Source organism: Bradyrhizobium erythrophlei (assembly GCF_042430365.1).
GTDB classification, from domain to species: domain Bacteria; phylum Pseudomonadota; class Alphaproteobacteria; order Rhizobiales; family Xanthobacteraceae; genus Bradyrhizobium; species Bradyrhizobium erythrophlei.
This window is the reverse complement of the sequence record NZ_JBHMET010000274.1, coordinates 605,554-629,826: the sequence shown is the minus strand read 5'-3', so window position 1 is coordinate 629,826 and position 24,273 is coordinate 605,554. Positions and strand designations below refer to the sequence as shown.

Genomic DNA, 24,273 nt, shown 5'->3' with positions numbered 1-24,273 from the left:
CGGAGGCGCTCAACACAATTGGCAAACACGTCAATACCCCGGCAGGAGTGTGAGGAGAAGGCGGCGAATGGGGCCGCCTTCTCCAGTGTCTTGGAAGGTTTTGTTGTGTTGCGGTTCAGGTCAGGATGTCCTGGATCAGGAGCCCTGGCCGCCGCACTTGTTGGTCTTGGTGTTCCAGTTGCCGCACTTCTTGCCGACCCAATCGCCGATCAGGTCCTTGGAGCCCTCCAGCTCCTTCGACCAGGCGTCGCCGGCCACCAGGCCCGGGGTCTTCCAGACCACGTCGAACTGACCGTTGCCCTTGATCTCGCCGATGAACACCGGCTTGGTGATGTGGTGGTTCGGCAGCATCTTCGACACGCCGCCGGTCAGGTTCTTGGCTTCGATGCCGGGCAGCGCGTCGATCACCTTGTCCGGATCGGTCGACTTGACCTTCTCGACCGCCTTCACCCACATGTCGAAGCCGATCACATGCGCTTCCATCGGGTCGTTGGTCACGCGCTTCGGGTTCTTGGTGTAGGCCTGCCACGCCTTGATGAACTTCTCGTTCTCCGGCGTCTTGATCGACTCGAAGTAGTTCCAGGCCGCGAGATGGCCGACCAGCGGCTTGGTGTCGATGCCGGCGAGTTCTTCCTCACCGACCGAGAACGCGACCACCGGGATGTCGGTCGCCTTGATGCCCTGGTTACCCAACTCCTTGTAGAAGGGGACGTTGGCGTCGCCGTTGATGGTGGAGACCACGGCGGTCTTCTTGCCGGCCGAGCCGAACTTCTTGATGTCGGCCACGATCGTCTGCCAGTCGGAATGACCGAACGGCGTATAGTTGATCATGATGTCTTCCTGCTTGACGCCCTTCGACTTCAAGTAGGCTTCGAGAATCTTGTTGGTGGTGCGCGGATAGACGTAGTCGGTGCCCGCCAGCACCCAGCGCTTCACCTTTTCGTCCTTCATCAGGTAGTCGACGGCGGGGATCGCCTGCTGGTTCGGCGCGGCGCCGGTATAGAACACGTTGCGTTCGGACTCTTCGCCTTCATACTGCACGGGATAGAACAGGATGTTGTTCAGCTCCTTGAACACCGGGAGCACGGACTTGCGGGAGACGGAGGTCCAGCAGCCGAACACGACCGCGACCTTGTCCTTGGTAATCAGCTCACGCGCCTTTTCCGCAAACAGCGGCCAGTTCGATGCAGGGTCGACCACGACGGCTTCGAGCTTCTTGCCGAGCACGCCGCCCTTCTTGTTCTGCTCGTCGATCAGGAAAAGGATAGTGTCCTTCAGCGTGGTTTCGCTGATGGCCATGGTGCCGGAGAGCGAGTGGAGAACGCCAACCTTGATGGTGTCGTCGGCCGCTTGCGCGGGCGCGAACGGCGAGGACGCGGCCAGACCCAAAACCAGGCCGGCGGTCGCCGCAAGCACGCGGCGGCGGGTCGTCGTCGCTATATCGTGAGTAAGCTGAGTAAGCATGAAATGTCATCTCCCTGACGCAGGCGTGAACGCTTGCGAAACGGCCACATGGCCGCCTGCGGTTAACGGAATCGCAAGAACCATGCCACGGTGCGCAGGTGGGTTAAGCCTATGAGTTGGCTCTGTAATTTCGGCGGCTCCATGGGAACGCCAAAATTGTCTGCCTAATCGTTGGGCTGGATAAATGTATGCCAAAAGGGCAGCCAGCTCATTTTGTGAGCAAAATTGGCATTTTGGCTAAATTTCCGGCATGGCTGTGACACTTTGCGGGATGGCCGATCCGACGAAGCTGTGCCAGCTGCACTCGCATCGCGGTAACACCTTGAAACCGCCGCGTTCTTGGTCCATATGCCTGCCGTGCCCGCGGGAATCGCGGAGCCCCGCGAGCTGCGTGTTCCGGGCCGGTCCAACGGCCTCTGGCTCGATTTTCATCTAACCAATGCGAGATGCCCCAAACACGCGGGTGTCCTGACACCCTCGTGCGATCCCGGCCAATCCGGTCGGGACGACGATTGTTTTTATAGAAAGAACAACGTTTTGACCTCCTTCCAGGATTTCGGCCTCGCCGATCCCATCGCCCGTGCGCTCCGAGAAGAAAACTATCTCACGCCCACCCCCATCCAGGCCCAGACCATCCCGCTCGCCCTCGCCGGCCGTGACGTCGTCGGCATCGCCCAGACCGGAACCGGCAAGACGGCGTCATTCGCGCTGCCGATCCTGCACCGGCTCTTGGAAAACCGCGTCCGTCCGCAGCCCAAGAGCTGCCGCGTGCTGGTGCTCTCCCCCACCCGCGAGCTTTCGGGCCAGATCCTCGACAGCTTCAACGCCTATGGCCGCCACATCCGCCTCTCCTCGGCGCTCGCGATCGGCGGCGTGCCGATGGGCCGCCAGGTCCGCGCCGTGATGCAGGGGGTCGAAGTCATGGTGGCCACGCCCGGCCGCCTGCTCGACCTCGTGCAGAGCAACGGGCTGAAGCTCAACCGGGTCGAGTTCCTCGTGTTGGACGAAGCCGACCGCATGCTCGACATGGGCTTCATCAACGATATCCGCAAAATCGTCGCCAAGCTCCCGATCAGGCGGCAGACGCTGTTCTTCTCGGCCACCATGCCCAAGGACATCGCCGAGCTCGCCGAAGCGATGCTGCGCGACCCCGCCCGCGTCGCAGTGACGCCGGTGTCCTCGACCGCCGACCGCATCGCCCAGCGCGCGATCCAGGTCGATTTCGCGGCCAAACCGGCTGTGCTGGCGCAGCTCCTGAAGCAGGAGCCGGTCGATCGCGCGCTGGTCTTCACCCGCACCAAGCACGGCGCCGACAAGGTGGTGAAGAGCCTTGCCAAGGCTGGCATCGAGGCCAACGCCATTCACGGCAACAAATCGCAAAACCACAGAGAACGCGTATTGGCGGCATTTCGTTCCGGCGAGATCCGCACTTTGGTGGCGACCGACATCGCCGCCCGCGGCATCGATGTCGACGGCATCAGCCACGTGGTGAATTTCGACCTGCCCAACGTGCCGGAAACCTATGTCCACCGCATCGGCCGCACCGCGCGCGCCGGGGCCGACGGTGTCGCGATTTCGCTGATCGCCGGTGGCGAGGAGATGGGCTATCTGCGCGATATCGAGCGGCTGATCCGCATCGCGGTGCCGCGGGAAGACCGTCGCACGCCCGGCAACCGCGAGGCCGCCGCGCCGGCCCAGGCACCGCAGCCGCACCGGGGTGGCCGGTCTGCACCGCGCGCGCATCATGTCCGTGGGAATGAAGGCGCTCCTGGCACAAAAGGCCCTCGCCGTCGCCGCCGTCGAGGTGGTAATAATGGCGCGCCGCAGACGAACCGGGGCGAGTCGCCTCGTCCGTCGCAGGCCGGCAGCAGCGAGGGCATACAGGGCGTCGCCTTCTTGCATCGCGAAAGCCGGCCGCAACAGAAACCCAACCGCAACAACCGACCGCAGCACTAGCCGCCGCTGGATCTGGAGAACCACATGGCTAAGGAAGAGCTGATCCAGTTCGAAGGACTGGTGACCGAAATCCTCCCCGACGCACGCTACCGTGTGCAACTCGACGCAGGACACGAGATCGTCGCCTACACCGCCGGCAAGATGAAGAAGAACCGCATCAAGACGCTGGCCGGCGATCGCGTCACGATCGAGATGTCACCCTACGATCTGGAAAAGGGCCGCCTGATATTCCGCCACAAGGACGAGCGCCCGAGCGCGCCGGGCGGGGCGCCGCGCAGCGGACCGCCGCGTGGGGGTCAGTTCCGCCGCCGCTGAAACAGGCATTGCAACCGTCACGCGCATGACCCCTTGATGTCGTGCACGAAAAATGGCCGGCGGGCGCGCCGGCCAAAAAATCGCGCACGTCAGGATTGTTTTGAACCGTTCTATCGCATAATATCAGCCATCGATTTTCGGCCGGACGACATTAGCTATCCACCGGTACAGCCGGTTCAGACGCTGAACGACCCTTCCAAAAATTCGATCTCACCACCCCGCCGACCAGCGGGTCTTGAACTTGTATATCTGAGAAGGGACTACCCACGTGAGCATGGGAACCGTGAAGTGGTTTAACGCGACCAAGGGCTACGGCTTCATCCAGCCGGATGAAGGCGGCAATGACGTGTTCGTGCACATCAGCGCCGTCGAACGCGCCGGCCTCGGCACGTTGCGCGAAGGCCAGAAGATCTCTTACGAGATCGTCGCTGACCGCCGTTCCGGCAAATCCTCGGCCGACAATCTGCGCGCCGCCGGATAAGCCGATTTCCGGAAGGGCATCAGCCTCCTCGGAAATTGTCGTCGAAGACAACAAAGGCCGCATCTTCGGATGCGGCCTTTTTGCTTGGCGGCGCTATGCCCGACGTCTGTTTGCTTGAATCGTACGGAAGATCGCGGCGCTACAACTTCGGACAGTTCGACACCGCGCCGGCGGGCGGCGTCGGGTAGATCACGCAGGCCGCTTGCCGCGGCCTCGTATAGGAGACTTCGCTGAGGTTGATGCCGGTTTTCGCCATCACATAGCCGAGGGTCGGAACGTATTTATAGCTGACCTCGCTGAAGATCAGATAGGTGTCGCCGACTTGCAGCGCACTGGGAATCGCAACCGTGGTGCCGACCCCGCGCGGCGCCGCGCCCTGGCTCCACTGCACGCGTGCGGCGAGCGTGCTCGGATCGATGTAAAGCATCGAAATCGTCGACTTCGTCGGTGTCGTCGAATACGGCGTCATGATGCCGGTGCTGGCATTGAAGAAGTTGGTCAGGTCGGTATCTGACACCGAGATCGACTGCGACGTCAGGTCGGACAGCGTTCGCGCCATCAGCGTAACCTTGCGGTCGACGGCGACGCCGGACGAGAATTCGACGGTGCCGAAAAACATCACAAGCATGAACGGCAGGATGATCGCGAACTCGACGGCGGCAAGACCGCGCCGGTCGAGGGCAAACCTGGCCGCACAACGCTGCAGGCGACGCCGGACCCACGAAATGCTTTGCATGCTTGCCTCAGAAAGGCTCGTTCTTGAACGCCGCGGTTGCGGTCAGCAGCCGCTTGCCGTTGCTCAGATTTGCCGCGTTGAACCCAAGTCCGGAAACGAACACCGGCCATTGATAGAACACCCGCACGACCACGATGTCGCCGGCATTGCCGGGGCTGTACTGCATGGCGGGCATGAAGTTTCCGCCCGCGTCGATCGGCGGGGTGACGCTGACGGAGCTGAATTGCGAGTAGCTGCGCACATCGACATAGATGCCGTTGGCGCAGTCGAACAGCATGCTGATCTTGCTGCAGACAACATCCGTCTTGAACTGCGCCTGGGTGCAGGGCGTCGAACAGCCCGGGATCTGGCCGTTCTGCGCCTGGCCGGTCAGGACCATGCGCGCGGAATCCTGCGTTGCCGTCTCGAGCATCTGACCGGCGAAGAAGATGAACGCCACCTCGATGATTGCGAACAGCAATCCGAAGAAGAGCGGCGCAACCAGCGCGAACTCGACCGCGGCCGAGCCACGGCGGTTGCGACGGAAGCGACACAGGATGTTTCCGGCGAAACGGGCAGGCGGCGGCATCAACGACCCCGGATGAGCATAGCGGGCAACGACTAGCGGAAACTGATTGTTGAAGTGTTTCGCCGGAGCGGAACTGGTCGACCCGCGCCGTTAAGGCAATCTTAACCGTGCCGGAGGCGGGGCCGGCGCGGAACGCGCCGGCACAGACGGGTCAGTTGTTCGGCTTGGCGCCTGCGGCGGAGCCGGAGGCCTGGGAGCTCAGCGTGCCCGCCTGGTCCATCGTCGCCTTGAAGTAGGTATCGGCGTCGCCGAGCGTGATACGGCGCTGGCAGACCGGCATGCAGCTGTAGGTCTCGCGATCGATGCCGCGATAGACCGTCACGAGCTGGTCCGACGGCGGGCCTTCGACCATGATCTGGCGATCCACCAGCACCTGGCCGGTGCGATCGAGCGCGATGAAATTGGTGGCGCCGTAACCCTTGCCGGTGACGACGACAACGCCCCCGTTCTGCAGGGTGACGTCTGCGATCAGGGGATTGCCGACCACGATGGTGGCGATCCCCGTGGGCATCTTGATGAGCTTTGCCTGATCGACATTGACCGCGATCTTGTCGGGGTCAGCTGCGGCCATGGAGACCGCAGGCCACAACAGGACGGCTGCAGCCAGAGAGATGAACCCGAAACGCGCGGCTGCGCGAATACGCTGGGACTGGAACGACATACTCTACCCCGGGACGTTGACAGGCCGGCTAAAGCGATACGCTGCGGAACCGGCGCCCGACGGGGCAAATCTGACCGCAATTCATTTAAGAAGAGCAAAAATAGACCGCCGAATTGTGCCGAAGTCACGACTTCCGGAACGGATGGGCCTATTGGGCGGCAATCTCATCCGGGAACGCCTTGTCGTCGATGCCGTAATTGTCCGGCAGCCGGCCCGCCGGCATGCGAAAGGTCCCGAACAGGATATCCCAGATCGGGAAAGTGCCGGCAAAATTGGTGTTGCCGCCGTCGTCGAGCGGGGTGTGATGCCAGCGATGGAAGACCGGCGTCGCCAGCACATATCTCAACGGACCGAAGTCCCAATTGAGGTTGGCGTGCACGAAGGCGGACAGGAACCGACGGGATGGAAGCGCGCCGCTGAAATCCAGTCGACGTCCTCGGACGAATGATGAATGGCATGATACTTCCAGAAGCCACCGCGATGAAACATCCGATGCAGCCAGTACATCGCGAAGTCCGACTCACCAGCCTCATCGCACGAGCCCTGGAGAAAGCCGCCGTCTGGATCTGCCACTATACATGACATCGCAGGGGTCCGGACATCATGCATGGGATCGCGCCGCCACCCGGGCAGACCGGGATTAGAGCATTCTTAAGACTCCCCCAGCAACTTCCGCGAGAGCCGTCAACGCGAGGACCGTCACGTGCCGTCGATGTCAGGGACCGAGAACCAGGCGGCCACCGCCGGTGCCTACAATCTTGCCGTCAATCCGCCCCGGATTCGAAACGAGATCTGGCGCTGGCTCATGTTCAGCGACTACGGGATAGTCGCGCAACGGCATATGGCCATCGTCTGGTCCTGCGTCCTGGCGTGCATTCTGGCTGACGTCATCGGGATGCAGGATTCCAGGCTTTCGTTCGTATCCTCGAACTGGGCGGCTCTCGGGCAATGCTCCGCCTACTGCGTATTTGCCGCTATCTTCATCGCCTTTGCATCCGACCGCCTTCGCACGGACGAGCGACGCCCGGCGATCGTGTTGCGAAGAGTTTTGCTTCTGACGGAATTGCTGTGGCGCGTCCTACTACCGACCTTGGCGCTTCTGGTCGCCGGTGGCATTCTGACCTACGTGATCACCTCGGCGAACCTTCCGCTGAGGGACAACGTGCTGGCGGATATCGATCGCCTGCTCGGCTTCGACTGGCCAGACTTTCTGCAAGCCACAAACGCCAACCCCGTCGTCGCGACCTTGCTGACAAGGGCCTACAATGAGACGGGCCTGGCCGCGCAGGTGGTTGTCCTCTGTTTCATTTTCCAGCGACGGGGAGAGCGGCTTACGGAATTCATGGCAATCCTCAGCCTGTGTGCGGTCGCTGTGTGCATCGGCATGTGGCTGGTTCCCGCCGCGGGCGCCTTCGCCTATTTCAGTCCCGCTCCGCAGGACTTTGCCAACTTCTCGGCGATCGCCGAGATGTGGCCCTTTGGACGTACGTTCGTCATGCTGCGGGACGGATCACTCACGACCATGGACCTGGCGAAGGTTGATGGCATCGTCAGCTTCCCCTCGTTTCACACCATGGCCGGCTTGATGACGATCTACGCGGCGCGAGATATGCGCTGGCTCTTGATTCCGGTCGTGCTGGTCAACGGGATGATGATCGTCGCGACATTGCCGGTGGGAGGCCACCATCTCGCTGACGTATTGGTGGGTGCGGCATTGACGATTGCCGCAATCCTGCTGGTCCGTCGTTCAAGCGTCGATCGGACGGCCGCCGCAACGCCGTGACGTCGGCGCCGCCACGAAGGCGATCAGCTCTCCTGAGTCGCGGATGTCGCCGGCGCCGGACCGGCAGTCTGCGAACGAGGCCTAGGCGGCGGTGGCGACGCTCCCCTGCGGCCGACGCTTGCGGCCAGCAGATGACCCAACCGGTTGAAGCGACGCTCGACCATAGGTTCGATCAGGAAATAGCTCAACGCCAGCGAAATGCCGCCGACCAACGCGGCCATCGGCACAAGGTCGACCTGCAGGCATGCCGCCAGCGCCGACAGCACCGCAAAATGAACCAGATAGACCGCGTAGGAGTGACGCCCGAACAAGCCCATCACCGCATTCGTCACGTTGCCCGCGAGCACGAGATAGGACATCGCAAACAACAGCGCGACCTGGGAGCCCCATGACGACGTCAGGCACGCTCCAATCAGCAGCAGCGCGCCGAGCCGGCGCCGATTGCCGCGCTCGATCACGTCGTACAGCAAGATGCCGAGGCCAAAGCAGATGGCCTGGCGGGGCAGCCAGCAATAATAGTAGCCCACGGCAAGATAGGCCTGCCCCCGCGGCAATGATGCGGCAAGTTGCGGGACCAGATAGCGGTCCGCCAGCGCGCTGGCCGCCACGCTCACCAGCGCAATCAGAGCGTAGCAGATGACCGGGCCGTTCGGCTGCCTGAACAGGCGGATGATGAGCGGAAACAGCAGATAGAATTGCATCTCGACAGCGATGCTCCAGCCGCCGGGAACGACCGAATTGAACGCCGTGGGGCTGGACAAATGCAGGAAGAGAAACGTCAGGACGATGTCGGTGACGCCGACGCCATCGGGCGCCCAGTGCCTGATCCCTTCGCCGTTCGAGATCGCGAGATAAAACAGGATCGCGATCCAGAACAGCGGAACGATCCGAAACACGCGCCGCAGATAGAATGAGCCGGCGGCGGAAAGGTCGACCTTGCCGCCGTAGGTCAACATCATTGTGTAGCCGCTGACGATGAAGAACAGCTGCACGCCCAACTGGCCGTAGTCCTGCACCAACGCGGCAAAGCCGGGAATCACGCTGGTAGCGCGATCTGCGCAATGCGACAGAACGACCATCAGGATGGCCACGCCGCGCAACAGATCCAGCGACTGATTGCGCGTCGTCATGACGGCATCCCTTGCAATCGCAGCAGGTCAATCGGCAACACGCACATGCACCACCGCGCTTTCATCCGCGTAGATGCGCTGCCATCCACCGATGTGATCCAGCAGCTTGGCGGCCGGCGTTGCCGGCTTGAGCATCACCGCATCGATGTCGTAGGTTCGCAACAGGTCGAGAAAGCCGCCGACGTCCTTGAGCTGGAGCGCACGGTAATAGGCGACATCGAACGTCTCGCCATAGAGCTCGGCACGCCCGTCGATGAACACCGGCACCTGCCGCCAGATCAGATAGCCGCCGAAGGGAAGATCGTTGAGAACTCGCTTGGCATTGCGTGCCTTCAGCACGTCGACGGCCGCCGCAGGCGAATGCGCGGCCGGCGGCGTGATGCGTTGGCCCGCCGCAACGGCCCAGGTCGCGGCGCAAAGCGCGGCGCACAGCGCCACCGCAGGCGCGACCTTGAGCCGGCGGACGCCGGCGCCGCGCAGGCCGAACTGCGATGCCACGGGCGTCAGCACGACCAGCGGCAACAGCACGGCGAAGATCTCGATATTCCGCACATGGGACAGCGCCATGTGCAACAGGCCGAGCACCAATGCGATTCTCGGCAGCGACAACCTCACGCCGCAATACAGGGCGCCGCCGATCAGCGCCAGGAGAGACAGCTCGAACGCACCGAGATGAGCGAAATCCGCCGGCGTCCACTCCCCGATGAGATGAAGCAGCTCGCCGAGGCTGAGAATCTTCAGCGCGGCCACGATCGTGTACCAGCCATATGGCGTCACGCAGCACGCGGCGACCGCGCCGATGCCAAAAGCCATCCATCGCAGCGCGAGCGGGCGCCGCTCCGCCGGCGCTGCCCTCCAGAGGGAGTCGAGCCCGAATGCGCCTGCCAGCACCAGGCCGAAAACAAATCCTCCGTGCAGATTGGCCCAGAGCGTGATCAGCGACAGGAGCCAGAATGACGGCGCCTCGCCGCGCTCGCTGGCGGCCATCAGGCCGTTTGCCCACATCACCATGATCGGCAGGACCAGCACATGCGGACGCGCCAGCAGGTGCCCGACCGAAAGCACCAGCACCGCCATCGCGACGAGGCTCGCATAGGTCGCGGGCACGCGCTGGCAAAGAATGGATAAGAGCAGGCCGAACGCGGCGGCGATGCTGATCGCGGCCAGCGCCGCTGGTCCCGTCCAGCCCGCAAGATCATAGGCTTTCGCGTACAGGACCTGCGCGAGCCAGGACGACGACATCCATGGTTCGCCGGACTTGGTGAATGAATAGAAGTCGACCGCGGGTACGGCCCCGTGATCGAGGATCCAGCGGCCGACGGCGATCTGCCAATAGGTGTCGGAATCGCCGAGCAGCTTGCTGCCGTTGATCAGCAGCAACACGTAGACACCGCACACCATCCAGAACCAGGCAGGCACCTCGCCCAGGCCGGAGGTCTTTTCCCGTGGGATGGTTGCGGTCTCTGCGCTCATGGCGCGCAACGCCGATTGAATGGGTCAGTGACGGAATGGATAGGCAAGCTGCCCGCCGATCTCGGAGGGGATCGCCTTGTCGTCGGCGCCGTAGTTTGCCGGCAGCACGTTGTTAGGCATCCTGAACGTGCCGAACAGAATATCCCAGATCGGGAACGTGCCGGCGAAATTGGTGTCGCCGCCGTCCGCGAGGGAGGTGTGGTGCCAGCGATGGAACACCGGCGTGGCAATCACATATTTGAACGGGCCGAGCGTCCAGTTCAGGTTGGCGTGGACGAAGGCGGAATGGAATGTGGTGAACGGGCCGACCCACAGCATGATGTTCGGCGAGATGCCGGCCATCAGCAGGATCACGTCGACCGAGATCGTGCCGATCAACAGGTTGACCGGGTGGAAACGCGCCGCCGAGATCCATTCGAGGTCTTCGGAGGAATGATGGATGGCGTGGTACTTCCAGAAGCCGCCGCGATGAAACATCCGGTGCAGCCAATACAGCATGAAGTCCGAGGCAATCAGGAAGATACCGGCCTGCAGCCAGAGCGGAAGCTGAGACAACGGGCCGTGACCATTGTCGTAGAACGCGATGAGGTCATCGGCGCCGTGAACATCGAAGACGACCGCCGCGCCGAGCACCATCAGCCCGATGCGCAGGACGCGGGCGAACACCGGCACGAAGAACCAGTAGCAAATGTCAGTCGCGAGCTCACGCTTGCGCCACCAGGGCCGTCCGGGATTGCAGGCCCAGAAATGCGTCAACACCGTGAAGACGAGCGCCAGCGCGAGCGTGATCGGCGCGACTTTCGCCATCGTCTGGCCGACCATCGCGATGACTTCAAGGGGCAGCGTGGACATGACGGCCTCATTGGACGGGGAGCCCATGGGTATCGGTTCGCGCTTAAGGAGCTGTGAATCCAGTCGAACTCAACGAGCGACGGAAGCAGCGGGCAATCCTAGCAAATGCCTTAAGTCCAAATTTACTGTGCGCAACAACTGCGAGTTCCCCCCGACTTTGCGAGATCAAATTAACTGCGCCGCAATTGTCGATCCCTAGGGTTCCCGCATGGTCACGGTGCTGAGAACGCCGGCCAGACCAGATCTAGTTCGACCAGCCACGTGTACACAGGAGCTACTTATGAAGAATCTCGTCTCGCGTTTCGTGAAGGATGAGTCCGGCGCGACCGCTATCGAGTACGGCCTTATCGCCACCGGCATCGCGATTGCCATCATCGCGGCGGTCAACGGCGTCGGCACCAAGCTGTCCGGCACCTTCAGCTCGATCTCGACCGCGCTGAAGTAAGCGGAATTCCCGGCGAATTCGCCTCAAAGGTCCCGGCAATCCCGGGACCTTTGCTTTTTGTGCGGCACAACGCCGGATATTTCGCCCGCAACGCTTTGCGGAACCGTGATGCCGGCTTTGGCTTTTCCCGATTGTTCACCATTGACCGCTAGCGTCGGGCGATATCCCGACTTTGGCTCTCGCTTCACGGCGCTTCATCCATGATCCTCGATTTCGCGCGCTTGATGCTGTTTCCGGCCCTGATGGCATTCGCTGCGGCGAGCGACCTCTTCACCATGACGATCCCGAACCGGGTGTCGTTGGCCTTGCTGGCCGGCTTCGTCGTGCTGGCACCGCTGACCGGGATGGCCGCCAGCGACATCCTCAACCATGTCGGCGCCGGCGCGCTGGTGCTCGTTGTGGCCTTCGGCATGTTTGCGATGGGATGGGTCGGCGGCGGCGACGCCAAGGTGGCGGCGGCCGCGGGCCTCTGGTTCGGATTCGACCATCTGCTCAACTATCTGGTCTATGTGTCGCTGTTCGGCGGCGCGCTGACCGTGCTGCTGCTGCAGCTCAGGCAATGGCCGCTGCCCTACCGGCTTGCGTCGCAGCCCTGGCTCGCCCGCCTGCACGACAAGCAGACCGGCATCCCCTACGGCATCGCGCTCGCCTTCGGTGCATTGCTGGTCTATCCGGAAACCGATTGGATCAGGGCGATCGATCTCGCGCACGTCGCCATGCGCTGAAAACGCCGGGTAACCACCCGTTAAGGCGATTTAGATACGCCTCATTAACCATGCTTTGACGAATAGCTGGTCAACTCCCATCACGGCGGCGGCAGCGTCGCGTCATGTGGAAAGTGAAGCGTAATGAATACCGCCCGCATTCTGGTCCTGGCTATCGCAGGCTGCGCCGGCCTCGCTGCCCTTTATCTGGCGAGCGGAAGCGACGACAAGCCCGCTCCCGCCGTACCCGTCGCCCAGATGCCCACCGTCGACATCCTGGTCGCGAGATCCGACATCGGCCTCGGGCAAACCGTGAAGCCGGAGGACCTGCAGTGGCAGACCTGGCCGGCGGCGACCGCTTCCAGCTCGTTCATGCGCCGGGACAGCAGGGCCGAGGCGATGAAGGACGTCACCGGCTCGATCGCCCGCGCCCCGTTCATCCAGGGCGAGCCGATCCGCGAGCAGAAGCTCGTCAAGGCCGACGGCAGCGGCTTCATGGCCGCGATCCTGCCGAGCGGAATGCGCGCGGTGTCAACCGAAATCTCGCCCGAGACCGGCGCCGGCGGCTTCATCCTGCCGAACGACCGGGTCGACGTGCTGCTGTCCAAGCGTGAGAAGAACCCGGACCGCAGCGGCGCCGATATCGTCAATTCCGAGGTCATCCTGACCAATGTCCGCGTGCTCGCGATCGATCAGGCGCCGAAGGAGAAGGACGGCACCAACGCGCTGGTCGGCAAGACGGTGACGCTCGAGCTCAAGCCGGAACAGACCGAAACGTTGGCCCGTGCGCGCCAGAGCGGCGTCCTGTCGCTCGCGCTGCGCAGCATCGTCGACGTCAACGCGGGCGACGCCAGGTCCGACGACAATCCCTACCGGCGCGGCGAGACGGTGAACGTCATCCGCTTCGGCGTCGCCAGCCAGGCGACGATGCAGAAGTGACGAGGGCACACGAGATGAAGTGCAGGGTAGCTCAACGGACGATGCGGACCTTCCTGGTCCGCGCCCTGTCGTTTTCAGCGGTCGCAACGCTCATGCTCAGCCCGTCGCTGACGCCGGTGTCCGCGGGCGACTACCGCGTCGCCGCGCCCCCCGCCGCCGCCGACGGCCAGATGAATGCCCGCTTCCTGTCGCTCGGCGTCGGCAAGTCCGTGGTGATCGACCTGCCGCGCGACATCAAGGACGTGCTGGTCGCCGACCCCAAGATCGCCAATGCCGTGGTCCGCTCGGCCCAGCGGGCCTACATCATCGGCGCGGCGATCGGCCAGACCAACATCGTGTTCTTCGACGCCGCCGGCCAGCAGATCGCCGCCTATGACATCGCCGTCAAGCGCGACCTCAACGGCATCCGCGCCGCGCTCCGGCAGGCGCTGCCGAACTCCGATATCCAGATTGATGGCGTCGGCGACGGCGTCGTGCTGACCGGGACCGCCGCAAACCCGATCGACGCGCAGCAGGCTTTCGATCTCGCCTCCCGCCTCGCGGGCGGCGCCGACAAGGTCGTCAACACCATCGCGGTCCATGGCCGCGACCAGGTGATGCTGAAGGTCACGGTCGCCGAGGTCCAGCGTTCGATCATCAAGCAGCTCGGCGTCGACCTCTCCGCCAACCTCAACTACGGCACGACGGTCGTCAAATTCAACAATGCCAATCCGTTCACCGCGAACAGCGGTCCGCTGGTGCCGAACAATGCGCTCACCACGTCGTTCGGCGCGACGCCGTCGGTCCAGGCGACGCTGCGCGCCATGGAAAGCGCCGGCGTCGTGCGGACGCTGGCCGAACCGAACCTGACCGCGATCTCGGGCGAATCGGCGACCTTCATCTCCGGCGGCGAGTTTCCGATCCCGACCGGCGTGACCTGTCAAACGACCACGTCCGGCGCCCTCGGAAACTGCGTCCAGACCGTCAGCTTCAAGAAGTTCGGTATCTCGCTCAACTTCACCCCGGTGGTGCTGTCCGAGGGACGGATCAGCCTGCGGGTGATGACGGAAGTGTCGGAGGTCTCGACCGAGAACGCGCTGACCGGCGGCCAGGGCGGCTCGACGATCCCCTCGATCAAGACCCGCCGCGCGGAAACCACCCTCGAAATTCCTTCCGGCGGCGCCATGGCGATGGCCGGCCTGATTCAGCAGCAGACCAAGCAGGCGATCAACGGCCTGCCCGGCCTCGCGGAAATCCCCGTGCTCGGGACATTGTTCCGCAGCCGCGACTTCATCAACAACCAGACCGAGCTGATGGTGCTGGTGACGCCCTATGTGGTCCGCGCGGTGTCGCAGAAGGACCTGTCGCGCCCGGATGACGGCTTCGCCAACGCATCCGATCCGCAGGCCGATCTGCTCGGCAGCATCAATCGCATCTACGGCGTGCCGGGCCGCAACGCGGACCGGGCACGGAATTACCGCGGCACCTACGGCTTCATCACGGACTGAGGCGGGACGATGACACAGACGATTTCCACGATACCCGCCGATCGCAAACGCGCCTTCCGCCTCGCGGGAGCGCTGATCGGTCTGACTGTGACGCTTGGCGCCTGCCAGCACACCACCGACGACAGCCTTGCCTATGTGAACGCGCCCGAGGACTACCGCCAGCGGCATCCGATCGCGGTCACCGAGGCCGACCGCTCGATCGTCGTCTTCGTCGGCCGCGGCCGTGGCGGCCTGACCGCCGAGCAGCGCGCCGCAGTGATGGGGATGGCGCGCGACTGGATGCGCGAGGGCACCGGCGCCGTCAGCATCGACGTGCCCGCCGATACGCCGAACGCGCGCGCCGCGCAGGACTCGCTGCGCGAGATCCAGGCGACGTTTGCCGGCGCCGGCGTGCCGCCGCACGGCATCCTGGTGCGCAAATATCACCCCGACGATCCGCGCCACATGGCGGCGATCCGGGTGAACTATCCGAAGATCTCGGCGGTCGCCGGTCCTTGCGGCATCTGGCCGGAGGACCTCGGCCCGTCGATCCACAACAAGTCCTACATCGAGAACAAGTCGTACTACAATTTCGGCTGCGCCAATCAGCGCAACCTCGCCGCCATGGTCGCGGATCCCTCCGACCTCGTGCAGCCGCGCGCGGAGACCGCCGCCTATGCACCGCGTCGCAATACCGCCTTCGAGAAATACCGCAAGGGCACCACGACGGCGACGACTTATCCCGAGTCCGACAAGGCCAAACTCAGCGACACAGGCAAATGATCACCTACGCGCGACAGAACTCCGAGGAACAGCCGGACGTCACGACTCCGGCCGCGGAGGATCATATTGCCCCGGCACCGCGGGTATCAGTTCAGGCGTTCTGCGAAACGGTCGAGACCGCCGCCGCAGTACAGTCGGCGAGCGAAGACCGCCGGCTGGCCAAGGCCCATCTCAAGATCCAGATGGGCGGCATGGCAGCCGCCATCGAGGCCTATCGCTCGGCGCCGACGCCGAACGTCATCATCCTCGAGGCCGACGGCCGCAACGACATCCTGGCCGGACTCGACCAGCTCGCCACGGTTTGCGACGCCGGCACAAGGGTAATCGTGATCGGCCGCGTCAACGACGTCACGCTCTATCGCGAGCTGGTGCGCCGCGGCGTCAGCGACTACGTGATCGCGCCAGCCCAGACCATCGACGTGGTGCGCTCGGTCTGCAACCTGTTCTCGGCGCCGGAAGCCAAGGCGGTCGGCCGCATCATCGCCATCGTCGGTGCCAAGGGCGGCGTCGGCGCATCGACCATCGCCCACAACGTCGCCTGGGCGATCGCCCGCGATCTGGCGCTGGATTCGGTGGTCGCCGATCTCGATCTCGCATTCGGCACCGCCGGGCTGAACTACAACCAGGATCCGGCGCAGGGCATTGCCGACGCGGTGTTCTCGCCCGACCGCGTCGACACCGCCTTCGTCGACCGCCTGCTGTCGAAATGCACCGATCATCTGAGCCTGCTGGCCGCGCCCGCGACGCTCGACAAGGTCTATGATTTCGGTGCCGAGGCGTTCGACGCAATCTTCGACACGCTGCGCACCACAATGCCCTGTATCGTGCTCGACGTCCCCCATCAATGGTCGGGCTGGACCAAGCGCGCGCTGATCGCGGCCGACGACATCCTGATCGTGGCGGCGCCCGATCTCGCCAATCTGCGCAACGCCAAGAACATGTTCGACCTGTTGAAGGCGGCGCGGCCAAACGACCGTGCACCGCTGTACTGCCTGAACCAGGTCGGCATCCCGAAGCGTCCGGAGATCGCCGCCGGCGAATTCGCCAAGGCGATCGAGAGCCCGCCAATCGCCGCCATCCCGTTCGAACCGCAGATTTTCGGCTCGGCGGCCAACAACGGACAGATGATCGCGGAGATCGCGGCCAATCATCGCTCGGTCGAGATGTTCCTGCAAATGGCGCAGCGGCTGACAGGCCGCGGCGAGACCAAGAAGCCGAGGGGATCGTTCCTGTCGCCCCTGCTCGAAAAGCTGCGGGCCAAGTAGTGGCTCGCGTGGAGTAAGACGTCGTGTTTGGTAAGCGTAGCGGAAACGATTTGGACATGCGGGCACCCAAGCCCGCGTTTCAGGCGCCGGAACCTGCCGCCGCGCCAGCCATCTCGCGCGAGCCCGTCGCTCCCACGATGCCGTCGCCGCCGATCGCTCCGATGAGGGCGCCGCCGGCGCCGACGATCGAGACCCGCCGCTCCGACAACTACTACCAGGTCAAGGCGACGATCTTCGGCGCCTTGATCGAGGCGATCGACCTCGCCCAGCTCGCCAAGCTCGACAGCGAATCGGCGCGCGAGGAAATCCGCGACATCGTCAACGAGATCATCGCGATCAAGAATATCGTGATGTCGATCGCCGAGCAGGAAGAGCTGCTCGACGACATCTGCAACGACGTGCTCGGCTACGGACCGCTGGAGCCCCTGCTGTCGCGCGACGACATCGCCGACATCATGGTCAACGGCGCCGGCACCGTGTTCATCGAAGTCGGCGGCAAGATCCAGCGCACCGGCATCCGCTTCCGCGACAACCAGCAGCTGCTCAACATCTGCCAGCGTATCGTCAGCCAGGTCGGCCGGCGCGTCGACGAATCCTCGCCGATCTGCGACGCCCGCCTCGCCGACGGCAGCCGCGTCAACGCCATCGTGCCCCCGCTGGCGATCGACGGACCAGCGCTCACCATCCGCAAGTTCAAGAAGGACAAGCTGACGCTGGAGCAGCTCGTCAAGTTCGGCGCGATCACGCCCGAGGGGGCGACAATCCTGCAGATCATCGGCCGCGTCCGCTGCAACGTACTGATCTCCGGCGGCACCGGCTCCGGCAAGACCACACTGTTGAACTGCCTGACCAACTACATCGAGCACGACGAGCGCGTCATCACCTGCGAAGACGCCGCCGAATTGCAGCTGCAGCAGCCCCATGTGGTGCGGCTGGAGACCCGCCCGCCGAACATCGAGGGCGAGGGCCAGGTCACGATGCGTGAACTGGTCCGCAACTGCCTGCGTATGCGTCCCGAACGCATCATCGTCGGCGAGGTCCGCGGACCCGAGGCATTCGACCTGCTGCAGGCCATGAACACCGGCCATGACGGCTCGATGGGCACGCTGCACGCCAACAACCCGCGCGAGGCGCTGTCGCGCTGCGAATCCATGATCACAATGGGCGGATTCTCGCTGCCCTCCCGGACGATCCGCGAGATGATCTGTGCCTCGATCGACGTCATCATCCAGGCCGCGCGCTTGCGCGACGGCTCGCGCCGCATCACCCACATCACCGAGGTGATGGGCATGGAAGGCGACACCATCATCACCCAGGACATCTTCCTCTACGACATGGTCGGCGAGGACGCGAACGGCAAGATCATCGGCAGGCACCGCTCGACCGGCATCGGCCGGCCGAAGTTCTGGGAGCGCGCGCGCTACTACAATGAAGAGAAGCGGCTCGCGGCAGCGCTCGACGCCTCCGAAGCCCCGCCGCCGGCCTAAAGGGAACGCGCGATGAACGTCCAAACCCTCGCCCTCGCCTTCCTCGCCGCCACCACCGTGGGCGGCCTCGCCTGGGTCTTCGTGTATCCCTACATCTCGGGAGAGAAGAAGGCCGAGTCCCGCCGCGCCTCGGTGGCGCGCACCGAGCCCGCCGCGACGCGCCAGGCCGACCGGACCCAGCGCTCGCGCCGCGAACAGGTCGAGGGAACGCTCAAGGAGCTCGAAGCACGCAACCAGAAGAACAAGCGAATCCCGCTCTCGATGCGGATCGAGCAGGCCGGATTGTCATGGTCGGACCAGAAATTCTGGGTCATCTCCGGCGTGCTCGGCCTGATTGGCTTCGGCATCACCTATCTGGTTGGCGGCGGCCTGTTCGGCGCGGCCGGCATGGCCTTTGCTGCCGGTTTCGGCCTGCCACGCTGGCTGCTCAGCTTCCTGAAGAAGCGGCGGGAAAAAGCCTTCCTGAAGGCGCTGCCAGATGCGGTCGACGTAATCGTGCGCGGCATCAAGGCCGGCCTGCCGCTGTTCGAATCGATCAAGGTGGTGGCCGCCGACGCGCCGGAGCCGCTGCGCAGCGAGTTCCTCGCCATCATCGAAACCCAGGCGATCGGCATGCCGCTCGGCGAGGCCTGCGCCCGCCTTTACGAGCGTATGCCGCTGCCGGAAGCAAACTTCTTCGGCATCGTGATCGCGATCCAGCAGAAATCCGGCGGCAACCTCTCGGAAGCACTCGGCAACCTCTCGAAGGTGCTGCGCGACCGCAAGAAGATGGCCGAGAAGATCCAGGCCATGTCGATGGAAGCGAAGGCCTCTGCGGGCATCATCGGCTCGCTGCCTCCCATCGTCATGATCCTCGTCTTCATCACGACGCCGGACTACATCGCCCTGCTGTGGACCCATCCGATCGGCCAGTTCATGCTGGTCGGCTGCGCCGTCTGGATGTCGATCGGCGTGATGGTGATGAAAAAGATGATCAACTTCGATTTCTGACGGTGCAGTATGATTGATTTCGTCGTCACCAAGCTTCACGATGTCCGGTTCATGAGTATGCTGCTCGCCTTCTTTGCGGCGAGCGCGACGGTCTATACCCTGGTGATGCCGCTGCTCGCCGGCGGCGATCTCAGCAAGCGCATGAAAGCTGTCGCCAGCGAGCGCGAACGCATCCGCCAGCGCGAGCGCGACCGCCTCAACAAGTCGGAAAAGGTCGCGCTGCGTCAGACCCCGAAGCAGATCGTCTCCAAGGTGGTGGAGGACCTCAACCTCACCAAATGGCTGGCCCAGGAGGCGGCGCTCGAGAAGCTCATCATGGCGGGCTATCGCGGCCACGCCCCCTACGTGACCTTCCTGTTCGCGCGTGCGGTGACGCCGATCGTCATGCTGATCGCCGCCGCCGTCTACGTCTTCGTCGTGTCGGGGACAGACTGGTCGATCACCATGAAAATCGGCATCTGTGTCGGCGCGGCCTATGCCGGCCTGCAGGCACCGATGCTGTTCCTCAAGAACGCCATCAGCAAGCGCCAGCTGTCGATCAAGCGCGCCTTCCCCGATTCACTCGACCTGCTGCTGATCTGCATCGAGTCAGGCATGTCGGTCGAAGTAGCCTTCCGCAAGGTGGCCCAGGAGATCGTCGGCCAGTCGGTGGCGCTGTCGGAGGAATTCACGCTGACCACGGCGGAGCTGTCTTACCTGCAGGACCGCAAGTCGGCCTACGAGAACCTGGCGCGGCGCACCGGGCTCGAGGGCGTGAAATCGGTCTGCCTGGCGCTGCAACAGTCCGAACGCTACGGCACGCCGCTCGGCCAGAGCCTGCGCGTGATGGCGCAGGAAAACCGCGACATGCGCATGACCGAGGCCGAGAAGAAGGCGGCCGCGCTGCCGCCCAAGCTGACCGTGCCGATGATCCTGTTCTTCCTGCCCTGTCTGTTCATCGTCATTCTCGGGCCGTCTTACATCAAGATCACGACGATGCATTAGGCGCGCGCGAGCCGCGCACGACGGGAGGCGATCCCGTCACACCATCAGATCATGCGGTGCAAGGACGACGACCGCGAGCCCGGCATGGTCCGGGCCTGTTCCAGAGTCGCTGTGAGATCCCAGGCCCGCGAGCGACGGCTCGGTAGCTAAATTCGGCGCGGTGACATCTGTACTGGTGATTGTCTGCTTGGGTGGCTGCAGGGCCGCATCGGCGATCATTGTCGGACTGACATTGGTTTGCACCGGCATCTGATCGAACGTGAAGCTGTCCGTCGTGAGGCCCACCCGGGAAAGGATCGCGGCCTCACTGGTCGGGTCCGTCCCGACGTTTCGAATGGTTTCGAAGCTGAACTGCTCGATGGTTGCTTGCGGGGTCCAGGTTGCGTCGAGCCCCGCGTTGCTGGTGGTCGGCTGGGATGAAATGGCGACGGCGTTTGTCGTGGCGACCGTCACGACGTTCTCGGCGGTTGCGGCCAGCGCAAAATCGATCAGCGCGCCGCCCGCCAGGACGGGCGCCCCAGGCGGATCGGATACGACTTGCGTCCCCGTGTCCATATGGTGGAAATCGTCGCGCTCATCGTCGTCGATGACCCTGATCGCGGTCGACGCGGTGGCCGCCGTCGGGTAAGTGTTGGAGCCGTCGCTCGACGTTACCGACAGATGCAGCGTATCGGAGCCTTCATACTCCGTGGTCGGGGTATAGGTCAGCCCCGCCAGTAGCTTGTTCACGGCGGCCGCGCTCCCCGACAGCGTCAGCGTCGCACAGTCGTCGCCGGCCACTGTCACCCCACTCAGCCAACCGACATGCAGCGTCCCGTGCGATACCGTGAGCGTCGCACTCACCGTGTCGTCGTTGTCCTCCGCCAGCGGCCCAACGCGCACCCCGGCAATCGGCACGCAAGTGTCGTTCTCATCGAGCGTGAGCGTCGCCGGCGCGCATGCCGTCGGCGGCGCGGCAACCGGGTTCACCGTGATCGCGGTCGACGCGGTAGCCGCCGTCGGGTAAGTGTTGGAGCCGTCGCTCGACGTTACCGACAGATGCAGCGTGTCGCCACCTTCATACTCTTTGGTCGGCGTATAGGTCAGCTCCGCCAGTAGCTTGTTCACGGCCGCTGCGCTCCCCGACAGCGTCAGCGTCGCACAGTCGTCGCCGGCCACTGTCACCCCACTCAGCCAACCGACATGCAGCGTCCCGTGCGATACCGTGAGCGTCGCACTCACCGTGTCATCATTGTCCTCCGCCAGCGGCCCAACGCGCACCCCGGCAATCGCCACGCAAGTGTTGTTCTCGTTGAGCGTTAGCGTCGGCGGCGCGCTTGCCGTCGGCGGCTCGGCAACCGGGGCGACCGTCACGACCTCGGTTGCGGTCGCAGTCGCGCTGATATTGCCTTCCGAATCGCGCTCGGTCGCCGCGATCGTCAGCGTGAAGCATCCCTCGAATTCCGCTGGGGGCGTGATCTTCAGGCTCGACAGGTTCCAGCCGGCAACGTCGTGGGAGGTGTTGCCTGCGGTCGCCGTAAAGCTATGACCGGGCAGGCCGGAGCCATCACTCAGCACAGTTCCCACCGGGATATCGCTCACGACAAGAGTATTGAGGCTGTTCGGGAGCGCGTCGCCGTCGACGCCCGACAGACTCTTGACCGTCACGCCAAGGTCGAGCGCGATCGCCGTGTTCTCATTGCCGTGCGCGGCGACAGGGTTGAGGTCGGGCGGCAGGGGGGCGACAGTCACTAGCTCGGTTGCACTCGCGCTGTTGGCATCCTGGTCGGTCGCCGTGATGGTCAGGATGAAATTGGTGTCGTTCGGCGGAGTGATTTTCAGGTTCGAGAGACTCCAGCTCTTCACGTCGATCGAGGTGTTGCCACTCGTCGCCATGAAGCTGTTCGTGCCGTCGGTGAGCACTGCCCCGACCGGGATGCCGCTCACCACAAGCGACTGCACGCTGTTGCTGTGGCCCGGCAGGCTGTTCACAGTCGCCGTGATCGTGCCCAGCGCGATCATCGCGCCCTCGACGCCGCACTCAGCCTGCGGCAGCCACGTCACCGTCGGCGGCGTCTCGTCGACTGTGATCGCTTGCGTTGCCCGTGGCGCGGGATTGCCGGCCGCATCCGAGACGTCCGCCGTCACCGTGTAGCTGCCGTCATGCAGCAATTTGGCATCGGTCGAGCTGACGCTTACTGACCAGGTGTTATTTATTACCGCTGTGGTGAACGCGTGGACGACGTGGCCGGAGCTGTCAATGATCTTGACCGTCACCGGCTGGCCACTCTCTGCGTCGAACGTAGTGCCGGTGATAGCGAACCCGGCGCTTGCCGCATTGACATTGACGACGCTCTGATAGGCAATGGTGTTGATTGCGACCGTCGGCGGGGTCTCGTCCACCTTGATCGCCTGCGAGGCCTCCGCCGAATTGCCGGCGGCGTTCGACACGTTGGCCGTCAGCGTGTAGATGCCGTCGACCAGCGCTTTGGCTTCCGCCGGGGTGACGTTAATCAACCAGGTGTTACCGGTTACCGTGGCGGCACCGCTGTAAACGACGTGGTGGGAACTATCGACGATGGTGACGGTGACGACCCGCCCATCCTCCACACCCGAGGTCTTGCCCGTGATCTCAACCCCGGCATTGGCTTTGGCGGCATTGATGATGTTGTCTGCAGCAACCGCGATTTGTCCGCCAATGCTGCTGATCGCTACGGTTGGCGGCGGCGGCGGAGGTGCGATGAATATCTCAGGAACTTTGATGAGCGCCGCCTCTATCAGAGGGAGCGAATTTTCCGCGGCGGGGGAATCGCTCTGAATAAAGTTGATAGGCAGCAGCAGCTCCTGCGGATTGGAGAAAGGGGGCGCGCTGGACCCGCTTGTTCCCGCCATCGCCAGGTTGGCGAGCAGATCCTGCTGGGCCGCGTGCAATTCCTCCATTCGGGCATCAGAATTCGTGAACTGGTTCACGATGACCGAGGAGCCTCGCCCGCTCAGGACGACCGTCTGCCCGGGATCGTCAACAATGATATGTCGCGGGGTCGCCTCCTTGGTCACGAGCTCGAACGCACCGTGCGCGAGATCCTTGTAAGTGATGCTGTCGTCATCCAGCAATGTGGCGTTCGGATCCGCGGCCCGGGCATCCGTCATCATTGAGAAGGTCAGCGCTGCAAGCGACAGCAGGCCGAACCCACCGGAATGGGCGCGGCCGCGAATGCTCCCGACAGGCGTATCTATTCTCAGCGAGCCGATGCTTGCCACTTGGCCCGCACGGAAGGCGAAGGCTCCTGCGGTCACCGCAAACAGGGCCGAGCGCGGGACGCCGCAGGAATCGCAGACAAATTCGTCGAGAACCACGCGGGCGCCGCTGAAAATGTTGAACACGGTTCCGTCGATGAAGCGAATACCGATCCGTCCATCGGACGCGGTCTCGATCACGTCACCCAGGCAGACAGGATCGCCAACCACGACGGGAACGGCAATGCCGCACGCACGCGTGAGAGTGGCGCAGCCGATCACGCTCCGAACATGCCCAACGACCTGGGGAAGCTCGGCCGCGACAGCCTTGCCCTCGACGCGGGACGCAACAAACATCGGCTTCGACCTCGCCTGCTGAAGAACTCAGGCCCAGCGTGGCGCCGCAGCCTTCTCGGCTCAGGCTTGTCCAACACCACGAGGCAAAAACATTTGTACTGGCAGCCCCAGACCGACCGCCGAAACGTCTTGATCAAAACAACCTGATTGCGAGGGAGCGTGGTCAACGCTCCGTCGTGTCGCCGTGCCGCGGTTCGCGGCGCTCTCTCCCAGGAATT

At 63.8% G+C, this 24,273-nt stretch carries 21 protein-coding genes and 1 pseudogene; 13 read left to right on the top strand and 9 right to left on the bottom strand.

The annotated features are described in order from the left end of the window. Positions 1–135: 135 nt before the first annotated feature. Entirely contained in the window at positions 136–1,464 is a 1,329-nt protein-coding gene (urtA, locus tag ACFFWD_RS44815; protein ID WP_376975877.1) for an urea ABC transporter substrate-binding protein, read from the bottom strand. 537 nt (positions 1,465–2,001) lie between these two features. On the opposite strand from urtA, the gene ACFFWD_RS44810 reads away from it, so the two are divergent. From ACFFWD_RS44810 to ACFFWD_RS44800, 3 genes are all read left to right on the top strand, one after another. After that, positions 2,002–3,420 (top strand): DEAD/DEAH box helicase, encoded by a 1,419-nt coding sequence (locus ACFFWD_RS44810; RefSeq protein ID WP_376975986.1) that lies wholly within the window; start codon positions 2,002–2,004, stop codon positions 3,418–3,420. A gap of 24 nt (positions 3,421–3,444) precedes the next feature. Then, a complete protein-coding gene (gene infA / locus ACFFWD_RS44805; RefSeq protein ID WP_376975876.1) occupies positions 3,445–3,735 on the top strand; it encodes a translation initiation factor IF-1 in 291 nt (96 codons plus the stop codon). Between the two features lie 268 nt (positions 3,736–4,003). After that, positions 4,004–4,216, top strand: coding sequence for a cold-shock protein (locus tag ACFFWD_RS44800; protein ID WP_016842648.1), 213 nt, complete (start codon positions 4,004–4,006; stop codon positions 4,214–4,216). A gap of 139 nt (positions 4,217–4,355) precedes the next feature. Here the strand turns inward: ACFFWD_RS44800 and ACFFWD_RS44795 are convergent, their stop codons facing one another. From ACFFWD_RS44795 to ACFFWD_RS44780, 4 genes and pseudogenes are all read right to left on the bottom strand, one after another. Further along, the gene (locus ACFFWD_RS44795) at positions 4,356–4,952 is read right to left on the bottom strand and encodes a TadE/TadG family type IV pilus assembly protein (protein ID WP_376975875.1); all 597 of its coding nucleotides are present in this window, start codon (positions 4,950–4,952) and stop codon (positions 4,356–4,358) included. 7 nt (positions 4,953–4,959) lie between these two features. Then, positions 4,960–5,520, bottom strand: a complete 561-nt coding sequence (locus ACFFWD_RS44790; RefSeq protein WP_376975873.1) for a TadE/TadG family type IV pilus assembly protein — start codon at positions 5,518–5,520, stop codon at positions 4,960–4,962. A 151-nt stretch (positions 5,521–5,671) separates the two neighbouring features. Continuing rightward, positions 5,672–6,181 (bottom strand): pilus assembly protein N-terminal domain-containing protein, encoded by a 510-nt coding sequence (locus ACFFWD_RS44785; protein WP_376975872.1) that lies wholly within the window; start codon positions 6,179–6,181, stop codon positions 5,672–5,674. 148 nt (positions 6,182–6,329) lie between these two features. Next, a pseudogene (locus tag ACFFWD_RS44780) lies at positions 6,330–6,700 on the bottom strand (sterol desaturase family protein); the annotation flags it as partial. A gap of 193 nt (positions 6,701–6,893) precedes the next feature. On the opposite strand from ACFFWD_RS44780, the gene ACFFWD_RS44775 reads away from it, so the two are divergent. Next, the gene (locus tag ACFFWD_RS44775) at positions 6,894–7,964 is read left to right on the top strand and encodes a phosphatase PAP2 family protein (RefSeq protein WP_376975871.1); all 1,071 of its coding nucleotides are present in this window, start codon (positions 6,894–6,896) and stop codon (positions 7,962–7,964) included. Between the two features lie 23 nt (positions 7,965–7,987). Here ACFFWD_RS44775 and ACFFWD_RS44770 read toward each other — a convergent pair whose 3' ends face one another. From ACFFWD_RS44770 to ACFFWD_RS44760, 3 genes are read right to left on the bottom strand one after another with little or no spacing between them, the layout of a single operon-like run. Continuing rightward, a complete protein-coding gene (locus ACFFWD_RS44770) occupies positions 7,988–9,094 on the bottom strand; it encodes an acyltransferase family protein (protein WP_376975870.1) in 1,107 nt (368 codons plus the stop codon). Positions 9,095–9,121: 27 nt separating this feature from the next. Next, positions 9,122–10,567 carry a hypothetical protein gene (locus tag ACFFWD_RS44765; protein ID WP_376975869.1) on the bottom strand — a complete coding sequence of 482 codons (1,446 nt, stop codon included), beginning with the start codon at positions 10,565–10,567 and terminating at the stop codon, positions 9,122–9,124. Positions 10,568–10,591: 24 nt separating this feature from the next. Beyond that, positions 10,592–11,419, bottom strand: coding sequence for a sterol desaturase family protein (locus tag ACFFWD_RS44760; protein WP_376975868.1), 828 nt, complete (start codon positions 11,417–11,419; stop codon positions 10,592–10,594). A 280-nt stretch (positions 11,420–11,699) separates the two neighbouring features. Here ACFFWD_RS44760 and ACFFWD_RS44755 point away from each other — a divergent pair, with 280 nt between their 5' ends. The 9 genes from ACFFWD_RS44755 (at position 11,700) to ACFFWD_RS44715 (ending at position 20,482) form a co-directional block, all read left to right on the top strand. Continuing rightward, a complete protein-coding gene (locus ACFFWD_RS44755) occupies positions 11,700–11,864 on the top strand; it encodes a Flp family type IVb pilin (protein ID WP_376975867.1) in 165 nt (54 codons plus the stop codon). A 200-nt stretch (positions 11,865–12,064) separates the two neighbouring features. Continuing rightward, positions 12,065–12,589 carry an A24 family peptidase gene (locus ACFFWD_RS44750; RefSeq protein WP_376975866.1) on the top strand — a complete coding sequence of 175 codons (525 nt, stop codon included), beginning with the start codon at positions 12,065–12,067 and terminating at the stop codon, positions 12,587–12,589. 123 nt (positions 12,590–12,712) lie between these two features. Further along, positions 12,713–13,507 carry a Flp pilus assembly protein CpaB gene (gene cpaB / locus ACFFWD_RS44745; protein WP_376975865.1) on the top strand — a complete coding sequence of 265 codons (795 nt, stop codon included), beginning with the start codon at positions 12,713–12,715 and terminating at the stop codon, positions 13,505–13,507. Between the two features lie 14 nt (positions 13,508–13,521). Further along, entirely contained in the window at positions 13,522–14,994 is a 1,473-nt protein-coding gene (locus ACFFWD_RS44740) for a type II and III secretion system protein family protein (protein ID WP_376975864.1), read from the top strand. A 9-nt stretch (positions 14,995–15,003) separates the two neighbouring features. Continuing rightward, the gene (locus ACFFWD_RS44735; protein WP_376975863.1) at positions 15,004–15,756 is read left to right on the top strand and encodes a CpaD family pilus assembly protein; all 753 of its coding nucleotides are present in this window, start codon (positions 15,004–15,006) and stop codon (positions 15,754–15,756) included. Next, positions 15,753–17,021: a CpaE/TadZ family protein gene (locus ACFFWD_RS44730; RefSeq protein ID WP_376975862.1), complete on the top strand. Its 1,269-nt coding sequence runs from the start codon at positions 15,753–15,755 to the stop codon at positions 17,019–17,021. Before ACFFWD_RS44735 ends, ACFFWD_RS44730 begins: the two co-directional genes overlap by 4 nt. Before the next feature lie 23 nt (positions 17,022–17,044). Then, positions 17,045–18,508 carry a TadA family conjugal transfer-associated ATPase gene (locus ACFFWD_RS44725; RefSeq protein WP_376975861.1) on the top strand — a complete coding sequence of 488 codons (1,464 nt, stop codon included), beginning with the start codon at positions 17,045–17,047 and terminating at the stop codon, positions 18,506–18,508. Positions 18,509–18,520: 12 nt separating this feature from the next. After that, positions 18,521–19,498, top strand: a complete 978-nt coding sequence (locus tag ACFFWD_RS44720; RefSeq protein WP_376975860.1) for a type II secretion system F family protein — start codon at positions 18,521–18,523, stop codon at positions 19,496–19,498. A 9-nt stretch (positions 19,499–19,507) separates the two neighbouring features. Beyond that, the gene (locus ACFFWD_RS44715; RefSeq protein WP_376975858.1) at positions 19,508–20,482 is read left to right on the top strand and encodes a type II secretion system F family protein; all 975 of its coding nucleotides are present in this window, start codon (positions 19,508–19,510) and stop codon (positions 20,480–20,482) included. 36 nt (positions 20,483–20,518) lie between these two features. Here ACFFWD_RS44715 and ACFFWD_RS44710 read toward each other — a convergent pair whose 3' ends face one another. Then, positions 20,519–24,055 (bottom strand): Ig-like domain-containing protein, encoded by a 3,537-nt coding sequence (locus ACFFWD_RS44710; protein WP_376975857.1) that lies wholly within the window; start codon positions 24,053–24,055, stop codon positions 20,519–20,521. Positions 24,056–24,273: the final 218 nt, after the last annotated feature.